Source organism: uncultured Schumannella sp. (genome assembly GCF_905479755.1).
In the GTDB taxonomy this organism is placed as follows: Bacteria; Actinomycetota; Actinomycetes; order Actinomycetales; family Microbacteriaceae; genus DCRR01.
This window is the reverse complement of record NZ_CAJQNT010000022.1, coordinates 43,724-56,068: the sequence shown is the minus strand read 5'-3', so window position 1 is coordinate 56,068 and position 12,345 is coordinate 43,724. Positions and strand designations below refer to the sequence as shown.

The window sequence follows — 12,345 nt, the reverse complement described above, 5'->3', positions numbered from 1 at the left end:
CGGGGGTTCAGAGTGTCAGCCCTCGAGGCCCGCGAGCACGGCGTCCAGGACGTTGCCGACCGCCGTCAGACCGCTGATCACGAGGTACAGCTCGGAGGCCGGCAGGAAGAGGATGTTGCCCTCGGTCGCCGCGGTCGTGGCGCCGACGAGCTCGTTGTCGAGAACTTCGGCGGCGGCGCTGTCGCCGGTCGCTTCGCCGGTTGCCGCGCCGCGGTCGAGGACCAGCAGCCATTCGGGGTCGACCGAGAAGATGAACTCGTTCGAGACGACGTCACCGTGCGGCGAGCCTTCGGCGCCGGGGAGCTCGGCCGCGGGAACCGCCGAGGTGAACCCGAGGGTGTCGAAGAAGTACCCGAAGCGGGACCCTTCCGCGTAGGCGCCGTATTCGCCACCGGTCACGGCGATCAGAAGTGCTGGCCCCGCCGCGGGGGCGAGCGCCGAAACCTCGTCGACGGTGGTCTGGATGTCGGCGGACGCCGCGGCGACGGCATCCTCGGCGCCGAAGATCTCACCAAGCTGGGTGGCGCGCTCGAGGGCTGCGACCGGGTCGAAGGCACCTCCCGCGGCGGCCGTGAGGTCGATCGTCGTGGCGATCTCGGCGAGCTCGTCGTAGGCCGAGGATGAGCGGGCCGCGGTCACGATCAGGTCGGGGTCGAGTTCGGCGACCGCCTCGAAGTCGGGCTCGAAGAGTGTTCCGACCTTCGGCAGGTCCGCGTAGGCGGCGAGGTAGTCGGGCAGCAGCGCGTCGGGAATGCCGACGACGGCATCGCCGAGGCCCAGGGCATCCAGCGTGTCGAGGGTCGCGAGGTCGAAGGTCACGACGGCAGCCGGCTGGAACGGGACCTCGACACTGCCGGCGGCGACCGAGTAGTCGACCACGGTCTGGTCGGTGGCTGAGGCGTCGTCACTCGCCATGAACGCGGGCTGGGCGTTCTCGACGGTGATGGTCGCCGTGGCGATGCTGGCGGATTCGGCGGCGCTGCTGCACGCGGTGAGGCCCAGTGCGGCGGCGGTGACGAGCGCGAGCGGCGTCGCGATTCTCCTGCGGTCGGTCAGAGGCATTGAGTGTTCTCCTTGAGTCGGTGACCGGGTGTTCTCCCGGGCCTGACGTGACGCACCGGGCGGTGCGCCTCGGCGAGCATATAGGAAGTTAGGTGAGGCTTACCAAACTAAAGAGCTACACTTTCGGCGATGAACTTCTCTCTCTCCCGCACCCCGCTCACGAACGGGCCGCGCCGCGTGCGCGTGCGCCGCGTCGAAAACCTCACCCCGACCTACCGTCGAATCGCTCTCGAGGGCGACTTCGCCGGGTTCGACTCCCTCGGAGCCGACGATCACCTCCGGCTCTTCTTCGCCCCGGCCGAGCTGGAGGTCACCGAGCTGTCCCAGCTCGGCGACGTCCCCTCGCGCGAGTACACCCCGGTGTCGTGGGGCCCGGACGAGCTCGTGCTGGACTTCGTCGTGCACGGCGAAGGCCCCGGGTCCGCGTGGGCGGAGGCGGCGACGCCCGGCGCGGGCGCCATGGTCGGTGGACCGCGCGGCTCCCAGGTGATCGAGGGGCGACCCGATCACTGGCTACTGGCGGGCGACCGCACGGCGCTCCCGGCGATCCGCCGCTTCGCCGCGCAGGCCGAGGCGGGCGTCCCGGTTGAGGTCATCGCGATCGCCCACGACCCCGCCGACGAGCAGGAGGTCGCCTCCGCGGGCGAGCTTCGCACCACCTGGGTGCGCGATCTTCCGGCGCTGCTCGAGGCGCTCGCCGCCGTTCCGCGGCGCGACGGTGACGGCTTCGCCTTCGTCGCCGCCGAGCAGTCGGTCGTCAAGCCCGCGCGTGCCGCGCTCGTCGAGTTGGGCTTCGACCTCGAACGCTCGGTCGTCAAGGGCTACTGGAAGCGCAACGAGGCCGAGTACCACGCGCCGCACTGAGTCGGGCGTGCCCTCTAGCCTGGAGTCATGACCTCCGCCGCGCCCGCCGCCCAGCCGAGCGCCCCCGCCGAGGTGCTGCACCGGGTCTTCGGCTACGCCGCGTTCCGCGGCGAGCAGGCCGAGATCGTCGACCACGTGGTGGGCGGCGGCGACGCGCTCGTGCTGATGCCGACCGGCGGCGGTAAGTCGCTGTGCTACCAGATCCCCGCCCTCGTGCGTTCCGGCACCGGCGTCGTCATCTCGCCGCTCATCGCCCTGATGCAAGACCAGGTGGATGCCCTCGCCGCTCTGGGCGTGCGCGCCGCGTTCCTGAACTCGACGCAGGATGCCGAAACCCGCCGCGAGGTGGAGGCGGCCCTCGTCGCCGGCGAGCTCGATCTGCTCTACCTCGCGCCCGAACGCCTCAACGTCGGCGCGACGCTCGATCTGCTTGATCGCGCGCCGCTCGCCCTGTTTGCGATCGACGAGGCGCACTGCGTGAGCCAGTGGGGTCACGACTTCCGCCCCGACTATCTGCGTCTCACCGTGCTGCACGAGCGCTGGCCGACGGTGCCGCGCATCGCGTTGACCGCGACGGCGACCGATGCCACCCGCCGCGAGATCGTGCAGCGGCTCGAGCTCACCGACGCGCGCCAGTTCGTGGCGAGCTTCGACCGCCCCAACATCCAGTACCGCATCGAGCCGAAGGCGCAGCCGATGCAGCAGCTGCTGACGCTGTTGCGCACCGAGCACCCGGGCGATGCGGGCATCGTCTACTGCCTCTCGCGCAAGAGCGTCGAGAAGACGGCGGATGCGCTGGTGGCGGCGGGCATCCCCGCGTTGCCGTATCACGCGGGTCTCGACACCGCGACGCGCGCCCGCAACCAGTCGCGGTTCCTGCGCGAGGACGGCATCGTCATGGTGGCGACGATCGCGTTCGGCATGGGCATCGACAAGCCCGATGTGCGCTTCGTCGCGCACCTCGATCTGCCGAAGAGCGTCGAAGGCTACTACCAGGAGACCGGACGCGCGGGGCGCGACGGCCAACCGAGCACCGCCTGGCTCGCCTACGGCTTGCAAGACGTCGTGCAGCAGCGCCGCATGATTGACGAGGGCGAGGGTGATGTCGCCCACAAGCGGCGGCTGTCGGCGCACCTCGACGCGATGCTGGCGCTCTGCGAGACGATCGAGTGCCGCCGTGTGCAGCTACTGAACTACTTCGGGCAGGCCTCCACGGCGTGCGGCAATTGCGACACCTGCCTCAGCCCGCCTGAGTCGTGGGACGGCACCGTTCCCGCGCAGAAGCTGCTGTCGACCGTGGTGCGGCTGCTGCGCGAGCGCGACCAGCGATTCGGGGCCGGGCACCTGATCGACATCCTGTTGGGGCGCGAGAACGACCGCATCCGCAGCAACCGGCACGATGAGTTACGCACCTACGGCATCGGCGCGGAGCTGAGCGAACAGGAGTGGCGCGGCGTCGTGCGGCAGCTGCTCGCGCAGGGTCTGCTGGCGGTGCAGGGCGAATACGGCACGCTCGGCATCACGGAGGCGTCCGCCGCCGTGCTCGCCGGCGAACGTCCCGTGCACCTGCGCCGCGAGCCGGAGCGCCCCGTCAAACGCGCCAAGCGCAGCGGAGGGGCGGAGCTACCCGAGCAGGCGCAACCGCTCTTCGAGCGCCTGCGCGAGTGGCGTGCGGGGGTGGCCCGAGAGCTCGGCGTGCCCGCTTACATCGTCTTCGGAGACGCCACCCTGCGCGGCATCGCGCTGACCGAGCCCACCTCGATCGAGCAGCTGGCCGAGATCAGCGGGGTCGGCGAGAAGAAGCTCGAGGCCTACGGCGACGCGGTGCTGGGAGTTGTGACCGCGACTCAGTAATCTCGTGCCATGACCGACCTGCTGAGTCGTCGCGCCGGTGATGTCACCGCCGGCGTGGCGTTGCTTGCGTTCCCGTTCGTCACCGCGATCGTGAAGCTGATCGCCCCCGGGTGGATGGCCCTGATCTACCTGATGGGCCTGATGGTGTTCGTGCCCTTGTACGTGCTCGTCGTCGTGATCGTGATCACCGGCTTCTTCGCTCGGCGGAGCCCCTTCGCGTTCGTGACCGGGGGCCGGCTTCGCGCGCGCACGGCCGCGTGGCTGCACATCGCCGCGTTCATCCTCGCGACGGCCGTGCTCGTCGACGGCGGCGACGACGGCAGTTGGACCTCGCCGCTCGCGCTGACTCTGGGGTTCCCCTCGAACAGTGCGTTCGCGGATGCCGCCAACGTCGCCTTCGTGCCGCTCACGGTGCTGTCGGGCGCGGCCCTCGTCTGGCTCCTGGTGGAGTGGATCGTGGCGCTGCGCGCCCGACGAAACCTCTAGGGGCCGTCGGCATCGTTTGTGGAATGAGTACAAGGCGATGCCCCCGGCGCGCCGCGCCGATTGCGCTCACAAACGACGATCTCGCAACTCTCAGCCCCCGGACGTAGCCTCGCGTCAGGACCTCACGAGGGAGTTGTGTGTCATGACCGATCTGGTCGATCGTCCCGCCGCTGCGGACGGCAAGGATTTCGAGAACACCGAGACGAGCGCGATCGAAACGAGCGCTCTCCACATCGACGTGGCCGCGCTCGGTGAGCAGCTGCTCGGCCGCTGGGCCGAGTCGCGCCGGCGTTCGCGCGAGTTCATGAAGAACCCCGCAATGTGGCGCGATCCGGCGCTCGGCATGGACGAGCACCGCGAGCGCGTGCTGGCCCAGTTGAAGCTCCTGGTCGAGAACGGTTCCGTGCACCGCGCGTTCCCGAAGAAGTTCGGCGGCGACGACGACCACGGCGGGTTCCTTGCCGCCTTCGAAGAGATCGTCACGGCCGACCCGTCTCTGCAGATCAAGTCCGGCGTGCAGTGGGGACTGTTCGCCTCCGCGATTCTGCACCTGGGCACCGAGAGCCACCACGAGCGCTTCCTGCCCGGGGCCCTCAGCCTCGAGGTGCCGGGTGCCTTCGCCATGACGGAGACCGGTCACGGCTCCGACGTCGCCTCGATCGGCACGACCGCGACCTACGACGAGGCGAGCGACGAGTTCGTCATTCACACGCCGTTCCGCGCCGCGTGGAAGGACTACCTGGGCAACGCGGCCCTGCACGGCACCGCCGCGGTGGTCTTCGCGCAGCTCATCACGAAGGGCGTCAACCACGGGGTGCACGCCTTCTACGTGCCGATTCGCGACGCGAACGGATTCCTTCCCGGCATCGGCGGCGAAGACGACGGGCTGAAGGGCGGCCTCAACGGCATCGACAACGGCCGGCTGCACTTCACGAACGTTCGCGTGCCGCGCACCCACCTGCTCGACCGTTACGGCCAGGTGGCCGAGGGAGGCGCGTACTCCTCGCCGATCGAGAGCCCCGGCCGCCGCTTCTTCACGATGATCGGCACCCTGGTGCAGGGGCGCGTCTCGCTCGACGGCGCCTCGGTGGTGGCGAGCAAGATGGCGCTCACGATCGCGACGCGCTACGCCGCCGCCCGCCGCCAGTTTGCCGACGGCACCGGCCGCGGCGAGGTGACGCTGCTCGACTACCAGCGCCACCAGCGCCGCCTGCTGCCGCGTCTCGCCGCGACCTACGCGATGTCGTTCGCGCACGAAACCCTGCTGGAGAAGTTCCACGCGGTCTTCTCCGGCGCCGAAGACACGGATGATGACCGCCAAGAGCTCGAGACGCTCGCCGCGGCGCTCAAGACCTTCAGCACCTGGAAGGCGCTCGACATCCTGCAGGAGAGCCGCGAGGCGTGCGGCGGTTCCGGCTTCCTCGCCGAGAACCGTCTCACCGGACTTCGCGCCGACCTCGACATTTACGTCACCTTCGAGGGCGACAACAACGTCCTGCTGCAGCTCGTCGGCAAGCGCCTACTCTCGGACTACGCGCGACGCTTCGCGAAGGCGGATGCGGGGGCCCTTGCCGCGCTCGTCGCCGGCCAGGTGGGCGACGTCGCGATCAACCGCTCGGGGCTCCGCGCCCTCGCGCAGAAGGTCGCCGATTTCGGCTCGACCGCCCGCTCGATCGGCTACGTGCGGGGCGCCGATGCGCAGCGTCAGCTGCTCACCGACCGCGTCGAGTCGATGGTCGCCGAGCTCGCCGGGCACCTCCGCGAGGTCGGCAAGCTGCCCGCCGACGAGGCGGCGGCGCTGTTCAACCGCCACCAGAACGACCTCATCACGGCGGCACGCGCGCACTCTGAACTGCTCGAGTGGGAGGCGTTCACCGAGGAACTCGACAAGGTGGCGGACGACGACACGCGCCAGGTGCTCACCTGGCTGCGCGACCTGTTCGGCTTCACCCTCATCGAGGAGCACCTCGATTGGTACCTGCTGCACGGTCGCCTGTCGGCCCCGCGCGCGCGGGCGATCACCGACTACATCGACGACCGCTTGCTGCCGCGGTTGCGGCCGCACGCTCTCGACCTCGTCGACGCGTTCGGCTACGAACCCGAGCACCTGCGGGCGCCGAACGCCACCGACGCCGAGCACGAGCGCCAGGAGGAGGCACGCGCCTACTACCGCGACCTCGAGGTGACGGGGCAGGCGCCCGTGATGGAGAAGTCGTCGAAGAAGTCGACGAAGGGCTGAGCATGAACCGGCGAGCGATCGGCATCGCGCTCGTCGTCGTGCAGTTCGTGCTTCTCGCGGCGCTCGTGCTGCTCCCGTGGACGACCCCGTTCTGGGAGCGCTCGCCGGTCGCTTTCGCGATCGGCGGCACGCTCGCCCTTGCCGGTGCCGTGATCGCGGTGCTCGGGGTGGTCGGTCTCGGGCGCTCGCTCACCGCCAATCCGGTTCCCCTCGACGAGTCGGAACTGGTCACGGGCGGGCTCTACGGGCTGGTGCGGCATCCGATCTACAGCGGACTGCTGCTGGCGGGCCTGGGCGTCATGCTGGTGGCCGCAACCTCGTGGCACCTGGTCGCGTGGGCCGCGCTCGTCGCCTTGCTGATGACCAAGGCGCGCTGGGAGGAGCGGATGCTGTTCGAGCGCTACCAGGACTACGCCGACTACGCGCGCCGAACCGGCCGTTTCGTTCCCGGGATCGGACGAATCGGCTGAGCCGACCGCGCGGTTAGTGCTTCGTCGCCTTCGTCACGGCGTCGGTGTTCGCCGTCCGGGCATTCGATGCGCGCTTGTCGGCCTTGGCGAGACGCTTCTCCTTGAGCGTCTTCGAGGCGGCCGTCTTGGAGCTGTCTTTTCGAGCGGACTTGTCACCCATGAGGGCTCTCCTTGGTGAGCCGAAACGGCTCTGTGCTCGTGAGCGTACGCCCTAGATCTGGTCGCTGAGTGCGCCGGCGAGGGCGGCGACCTCCTCGGCGCATCCCCAGGAGAGCGTGACGCCCGACCCGCCGTGGCCGTAGCAGTGGATGACCGGGCGGCCCTGCGCATCCGGAATCGTCTCGACGCGGACCTCGTGGCGACCGGGGCGAAGGCCCATCGCGCGCGAGGTGATGGGGGCGTCGCGCAGTTCGGGGATGAGCGCGCGCACGCGCTCGAGCACCCCGGCCTCGACCGCGGGGTCGAGCTCGAGGCCCCACTCGCCCTCCTCGTCGGTGCCGCCGCAGACGATCTCGTCGATGCGGGGGATGACGTAGGTGAGCCCGGCCGGGTTGCCGTAGTCGAGCGTCCACTCGAAGTAGCCGGGGTTCTTCAGCCGCACCGTCTGCCCGCGGATCGGCGTCACGTCGGCGTCGTCGGCGAAATCGTTGGACGCCAGCCCCGCGGCGAGCACGACGAGGTCGCCGCGCTCGAACGCCTCGTCGAGGTCGGTCAGTTCGCGGCGGACGGTCTGCACACCGCGGGCGTCGCACTGGGCCTGCAGCCAGGGCAGGTAGCGCGACATGTCGATGACGGGCACCGTGCAGACGCTTGCCGAGACGACGCCGTCGGGAAGCTCGGCGGGGTCGTCGATCGTGGTGACCGAGGGCACCGCGGCCGTCCACCAGAGGTCGGGGTTCGCGGTGCGGTGCAGCACGCGGCCGCGTTGCATCCGCACGCCGGTCTCCGGGTCGGCGGTGAGGGCCTCGAGGCGCTCGAAGGTGCGCGCACCCCAGCCGAGCACGCGAGCCGCGGGCGCCGAGCGGAACGGAAACCACACCGCGCCGGCGCGTGCCGAGGTGGTGTCGGCGAGCTTGTCGCGCGCGAGAACGGTGACGTCGTGACCGGCGTCTGTCAGTTCGAGTGCGCAGCTGAGGCCGATGACCCCGCCGCCGACGATGGCGATTCTCAGCGGTTGACCCTGCCTCGCCCGAAGATCAGCCAGAGGATCGACCCGAGGATGCTGAGGAAGAACGCGACGAGCGTCCAGACCACCTTGCCGAGGAATCCGTGATTCGGATTCTTGATGATCGAGACGAGCGTGATGATGAAGATGACCAGCGGGACGATGCCCGCGAAGCTGAGAGTAATCGGATCCACGGGTCGATCGTATCGGCCCGGACGAGCCCGAGCTTGGGTGTTGGGGCCGCGCCGCGCGCTGCGCGTCGGGTGTCGCTACAGCGCCTCGAGGATGATAGCGGAGCCCTGCCCGCCTCCGCCGCAGATGCCCGCGGCGCCCACCGATCCGGTGCCGACCGCGCCGAGTCGCCGGGCGAGGTGACCGACGATGCGGGTTCCGGAGGCGCCGATCGGGTGGCCGAGCGCGATCGCACCACCGTGTGCGTTGACGAGCGCGGGATCGACGTCGAGCACGCGCGTGGACTGCACCGCGACCGCGGCGAAGGCCTCGTTGATCTCGATCGCGGCGAGCTCGTCGGCGGCGAACTCGGTGCGGGCGAGCGCCGACTCGATGGCGCGCGCGGGCTGCGAGTGCAGCGAGACGTCGGGGCCGGCGACGAAGGCGTGCGCGAGGATCCGCGCGAGCGGGTGGATGCCGCGGATGCGTGCCTCGTCTTCGTGCATCACGACGATCGCGGCGGCGCCGTCGGAGATCTGCGACGAGTTGCCTGCCGTGATCGTGCCGTCCTTCGAGAACGCGGGGCGGAGCTGCCCGAGCGACTCGACGGTGGTGTCGGCGCGGAGCCCGTCATCGGTGTCGACCGTGGTGCTGCCGCGACGGGAGGTGACCTCGAACGGGGCGATCTCCTCGGCGAGGAACTCGGTCGAGGCTGCGAGTCGCTGGTGCGAGGCCGCGGCGACGGCATCCTGCTGTTCGCGGGTGATCGACAGGCCCGGGTTCCGCTCCTCGGTGGAGAGCCCCATCGAGCGTGACTCGAAGGCATCGGTGAGCCCGTCGTGCTCCATCGTGTCGAGCAGTTCGATCGCGCCGTACCGCGTGCCGGTGCGGGAGCCGGGGAGCACGTGCGGCGCGAGCGACATCGACTCCTGGCCGATGGCGACGACGATGCGGGCCTCGCCGGTGGCGATCAGGCGCGCGGCGGCGGTGACGGCCTCGAGGCCCGACAGGCACACGACGTTGAGGGTTTGCGCCGGCACGTCGTAGGAGAGGCCGGCGGCGATTGCCGACTGACGGGCCGGGTTTTGGCCGGCACCTGCCTGCAGCACCTGACCGGCGAAGACGTGGTCAATGTCGTGCGGGCTGAGCCCCGCGCGGGTGATCGCGGCGGCGGCGGCGTGTCCGCCGAGCGTGGTGGCGGGCACGCTGGCGAGGGCGCCGAGGTAACGCACGAAGGGGGTGCGGGCGTAGCCCGCGATGACGGCGCTCATGCGGTGCCTCCGGTGATGAGCGCGGCGGGCGAGTCGTGGTCTGACCACATGGTGGACACGGGGCTCCTTTGTCCGGTGCGACTGAGTCATGTCTGACGCTAGGAGGCCGCACCGAACTGGTCAATACTTGAGACGCGCGGGGATGCGCGACAGGTCAGTCGCTGAGCACTCGCATCGAGACTTCTCACCATGTGAGCAGGAGGCGACTGTGGCGGCAGAGATTCCGGGGAGCCAGGTCGTGCGCCGGGTGGGGGCGATCCTGCGCAGCGTGGGCGCGGGCGAGCCGCACGGGGTCTCGACCGCCGAGGTCGCCCGCGGCACGGGGCTCACGCGGCCGACGGCGCATCGTCTGCTGCGCTCGCTCGCCGCCGAGGGCCTGCTCGATCAGGGTGCCGACCGCACGCGCTGGCACCTCGGCCCCGAGTCGTATCTGCTGGGACGGGTGGCGCACACGCGGTTCGATGTCGTGGATGCGGCGCGCGAGAGCGTGCAGGCGCTCGCCGATGCGACCGGCGAGAGCGCGTTCTTCTCGATGCGCCGGGGCGCGGAGACGGTGTGCCTGTTGCGCGAGGAGGGCAGCTTTCCGGTGCGTTCCTTCGTGCTCTCGGAGGGGGTGCGCTTCCCGTTGGGGGTCGCCTCGGCGGGGCTCGTGATTCTGGCGTTCGAGAGCGACGGGTTCATCGACGACTACCTGGCCAGCGCAGCGCTCAGTGCCGAGTGGGGTGCGACGCACACGCCGGAGCGCATCCGGGAGCGGATCGCGGAAACCCGCGAGGCTGGTTACGCGGTGAATTCGGGGCTCGTGGTGGAGGGCAGCTGGGGGATGGGGGCGGCCGTGTTCGACGACGCGGGCGCGCCGCGCTGGGCGCTCAGCTTGACCGGGATCGAGGCGCGGTTCCGCGCCGAGCGTCAGCCGGAGCTGGGGCGGCTGCTGGTGGAGCACGCCCATCAGGTGTCGCAGCGCTTGAGTGCGGCGGAGCGACCGCCGGTCAGCGCAACGCGGCGAGGATGAGCTGGGCGAGTTCGTGCGGCTTGGTGAGCTGCGGCCAGTGCCCGGTCGGCAGCTCGACGATCTCGCGGCTCGGGATGCGCGCGAGCTCCGCCACGTAGGGGTGCCCGCCCGCGATGAACTGCTCGAGCAGTTCGCGGGGCATCGTGCAGCTGATGATGGTGACCGGCACGTCGTAGCGGCGTTCGTCGTGCAGGTGCTGCGGTTCGGTGGCGACTCCCACAGGTTCGGGCACGGCGATGCGCCGGAACTCGGCGCGCAACGCCTCGTCGAGGTCGGTGAGCTCTTCGTCTTCGAACGCGCCCCAGTCGGGCAGTGGAATGCCGTGGTCCTCCGACTCGAAGTCGTCGTTGATGACCGCGCCCTCGCCCAGGGGGCCGGAGTCGACGTAGACGACGCGCGCGATGCGGTCGGGCCTGGCATCCGCCACCCCGTGGGAGATCGCTCCGCCGCCGGAATGGCCGACGAGCGCCACCGGCCCGTCGAGCGAATCGACGATCGCGGTGACCGCATCGATGTGGGTGCGAAGCCCCACGCCCTCGCGCTTCGCGGTGGCGGACTCCTTGCCCGGCAGGGTCGGGGTGAGCACCTGGTGCCCCGCCGTGACGAGGGCGGGTGTCACCGTCGCCCAGGAGTCGCCCTGCAGCCAGAAGCCGGAAATCAGGATCACGTGCATGCGCGTCACGCTACGCGTGGCCGCCGACGTTGTCGATGAGTGGATCAGTGCTCGTGCTCGTGCTCGTGCTCGTGCGCGTCGCCGTCCCCGTCGAGCAGCATCCCCACCGAGGTGGCGCAGGTGTCGCCCTTCCAGGCTTCGAGTCCTTCCCGGATCGCGAAGGCGGCGATGAACAGTGCCGCAACCGAGTCGGCCCAGGCCCAGCCGAACAGCGAGTTGAGCGCGAGGCCCGCCAGCACGGCGACCGAGAGGTAGGCACAGATCAGCGTCTGCTTCGAGTCGGCGACGGCGGTGGCGGAGCCGAGTTCGCGCCCGGCGCGGCGCTCCAGCAGCGAGACCAGCGGCATCACGATCACGCTGAGCGACGTCAGCACGAGGCCGACGGTGCTGTGCTCCGGTTCGGTCACGCCCGCGAGCGAGAGCACGGCGCTGACGGTGACGTAGGCGGCGAGCAGGAAGAACGAGACGGCGATGACGCGTAGCGTCGGCTTCTCCCAGCGCTCCGGGTCTTTGCGCGTGAACTGCCAGGCGACCGCGGCGGCCGACAGCACCTCGATGACCGAGTCGAGGCCGAATCCGATCAGCGCGGCCGAGGATGCCGCCGTGCCGGCGGCGAGCGCGATGACCGCCTCGATGGCGTTGTAGCCGATCGTGAACGCCACGATCCAGCGGATGCGGCGCTGCAGCACCGCGCGACGGGCGTCGGTCGCGCTGGTGGCCGGCGCGGTCACTCGCAGCACCCTTCGACGGCGCAGTTGGGGTTCTCGCAGGGCACGCCCGCGTCGACGGTGGCGACCACCGCGAGCAGCTCGGTGAGCGCATGGCCGAGGTGCGGATCGGCGATCTCGTAGCGGGGCTGGCGCCCCTCCGGTGTCGCGGTGACGAACCCGCAGCCACGCAGGCAGCTGAGGTGATTGGAGACGTTGGAGCGCGTCAGGTCGAGGTCGCGGGCCAACTCGGCCGGGTATCCGGGGTTCTCCAGCAGAGCGAGCAGGATGCGGGAGCGGCTCGGATCGGCCATCGCCCGACCCAGGCGGGTGAGCACGTCGACGCGCGAGGAAATGGTCAGCATGCGCTG

The 12,345-nt window shown here is 70.4% G+C and carries 14 protein-coding genes; 6 read left to right on the top strand and 8 right to left on the bottom strand.

What is annotated here, in order from left to right; translation table 11 throughout:
* Nucleotides 1-15: 15 nt before the first annotated feature.
* Nucleotides 16-1,062 carry a siderophore ABC transporter substrate-binding protein gene (locus QZ258_RS06555; protein WP_294179882.1) on the bottom strand — a complete coding sequence of 349 codons (1,047 nt, stop codon included), beginning with the start codon at nt 1,060-1,062 and terminating at the stop codon, nt 16-18.
* Between the two features lie 129 nt (nt 1,063-1,191).
* Here QZ258_RS06555 and QZ258_RS06550 point away from each other — a divergent pair, with 129 nt between their 5' ends.
* The 5 genes from QZ258_RS06550 (at nt 1,192) to QZ258_RS06530 (ending at nt 6,975) form a co-directional block, all read left to right on the top strand.
* Nucleotides 1,192-1,926, top strand: a complete 735-nt coding sequence (locus QZ258_RS06550) for a siderophore-interacting protein (protein WP_294179881.1) — start codon at nt 1,192-1,194, stop codon at nt 1,924-1,926.
* Between the two features lie 27 nt (nt 1,927-1,953).
* Nucleotides 1,954-3,780: a DNA helicase RecQ gene (gene recQ, locus QZ258_RS06545; protein ID WP_294179880.1), complete on the top strand. Its 1,827-nt coding sequence runs from the start codon at nt 1,954-1,956 to the stop codon at nt 3,778-3,780.
* 9 nt (nt 3,781-3,789) lie between these two features.
* On the top strand, nt 3,790-4,266 hold the full coding sequence (locus QZ258_RS06540; protein ID WP_294179879.1) for a hypothetical protein: 477 nt from the start codon (nt 3,790-3,792) through the stop codon (nt 4,264-4,266).
* 142 nt (nt 4,267-4,408) lie between these two features.
* Nucleotides 4,409-6,505, top strand: coding sequence for an acyl-CoA dehydrogenase (locus QZ258_RS06535; protein ID WP_294179878.1), 2,097 nt, complete (start codon nt 4,409-4,411; stop codon nt 6,503-6,505).
* A 2-nt stretch (nt 6,506-6,507) separates the two neighbouring features.
* Nucleotides 6,508-6,975: an isoprenylcysteine carboxylmethyltransferase family protein gene (locus QZ258_RS06530; protein ID WP_294179877.1), complete on the top strand. Its 468-nt coding sequence runs from the start codon at nt 6,508-6,510 to the stop codon at nt 6,973-6,975.
* 13 nt (nt 6,976-6,988) lie between these two features.
* Here QZ258_RS06530 and QZ258_RS06525 read toward each other — a convergent pair whose 3' ends face one another.
* From QZ258_RS06525 to QZ258_RS06510, 4 genes are all read right to left on the bottom strand, one after another.
* A complete protein-coding gene (locus tag QZ258_RS06525; RefSeq protein WP_294179876.1) occupies nt 6,989-7,135 on the bottom strand; it encodes a hypothetical protein in 147 nt (48 codons plus the stop codon).
* 51 nt (nt 7,136-7,186) lie between these two features.
* Nucleotides 7,187-8,134 (bottom strand): FAD-dependent oxidoreductase, encoded by a 948-nt coding sequence (locus QZ258_RS06520; RefSeq protein WP_294179927.1) that lies wholly within the window; start codon nt 8,132-8,134, stop codon nt 7,187-7,189.
* Nucleotides 8,135-8,142: 8 nt separating this feature from the next.
* Nucleotides 8,143-8,334 (bottom strand): PLDc N-terminal domain-containing protein, encoded by a 192-nt coding sequence (locus tag QZ258_RS06515; RefSeq protein ID WP_294179875.1) that lies wholly within the window; start codon nt 8,332-8,334, stop codon nt 8,143-8,145.
* A 75-nt stretch (nt 8,335-8,409) separates the two neighbouring features.
* The gene (locus tag QZ258_RS06510; RefSeq protein WP_294179874.1) at nt 8,410-9,582 is read right to left on the bottom strand and encodes an acetyl-CoA C-acyltransferase; all 1,173 of its coding nucleotides are present in this window, start codon (nt 9,580-9,582) and stop codon (nt 8,410-8,412) included.
* Between the two features lie 208 nt (nt 9,583-9,790).
* On the opposite strand from QZ258_RS06510, the gene QZ258_RS06505 reads away from it, so the two are divergent.
* Entirely contained in the window at nt 9,791-10,594 is an 804-nt protein-coding gene (locus QZ258_RS06505; protein ID WP_294179873.1) for an IclR family transcriptional regulator, read from the top strand.
* Here the strand turns inward: QZ258_RS06505 and QZ258_RS06500 are convergent.
* Genes QZ258_RS06500 through QZ258_RS06490 form a run of 3 tightly spaced genes read right to left on the bottom strand, consistent with a single transcriptional unit; the run spans nt 10,572 to nt 12,339 of the window.
* Nucleotides 10,572-11,267 (bottom strand): alpha/beta fold hydrolase, encoded by a 696-nt coding sequence (locus QZ258_RS06500; protein ID WP_294179872.1) that lies wholly within the window; start codon nt 11,265-11,267, stop codon nt 10,572-10,574. The two genes, QZ258_RS06505 and QZ258_RS06500, sit on opposite strands and share 23 nt — an antisense overlap.
* Before the next feature lie 44 nt (nt 11,268-11,311).
* Nucleotides 11,312-12,007, bottom strand: a complete 696-nt coding sequence (locus QZ258_RS06495; protein ID WP_294179871.1) for a cation transporter — start codon at nt 12,005-12,007, stop codon at nt 11,312-11,314.
* Nucleotides 11,995-12,339, bottom strand: a complete 345-nt coding sequence (locus QZ258_RS06490) for a helix-turn-helix transcriptional regulator (protein ID WP_294179870.1) — start codon at nt 12,337-12,339, stop codon at nt 11,995-11,997. Before QZ258_RS06490 ends, QZ258_RS06495 begins: the two co-directional genes overlap by 13 nt.
* Nucleotides 12,340-12,345: the final 6 nt, after the last annotated feature.